1 protein-coding gene is annotated in these 699 nt (G+C 37.5%); it reads right to left on the reverse strand.

The genetic code is table 11. From position 1 onward, the window contains the following. A partial coding sequence (locus tag AC1DPZ_RS28510) for an asparagine synthetase B family protein (RefSeq protein WP_477409886.1) occupies window positions 1-699 on the reverse strand: 699 nt, incomplete at both ends.

Here is a 699-nt window from a genome sequence, read left to right on the forward strand (position 1 = left end):
CTCTCTCGGATTGCATTCTATAGTATGATGATCTGTTTTAAGGTGTTTAGCTATATTAGCTGCAAATACACTTTCATCAAATCTTTTCTCATTAAATTTAATGCAAAAGGTTTTAACCTTCTCGTTATGCTGAGCTGCGAGTGCTGCAATAAGTGAAGAATCAATGCCTCCGGAAAGAAACACACCCAGATCCACATCTGCATGCATCCTAATATTAACCGCATCTGTTAACAATATTCCGAGTTTTGTTTTAGCTTCAGAATATGATCCTTCGTATTTGTTTGTATAAGCAAGGTCAAGATCCCAATATTTCGCTGTCTGAAATTTTCCAGTGTTTATATCAAAAGTGAATGTATAACCAGCCTTAAGTTTTTTGATCTCATTCCATGCTGATTTGGGTTCTGGTACATATCCCCATATAAAATATTCATTTATTGCCTCATCATCCAGGGTTACATCCCGGCCAATATATATTTGCGAAGGCTGACTGGCAAATTCAAAATCGAGGCCATTATGGGCGTAATAAAATGGTTTTTTTCCAAGCCTATCTCTGGCTCCAAAAAACTGCTGCGTTTTGGTGTTATAAATTACAAAGGCAAACATGCCATTAAATTGATAAACACAACGCTCGCCATATTCAAGATATGCCGCCGCAAGCACCTCTGTATCCGAATCTGTATAAAATGAATAGCCTAAGGC

It is taken from the genome of Mucilaginibacter sp. P4_G9, assembly GCF_056400985.1.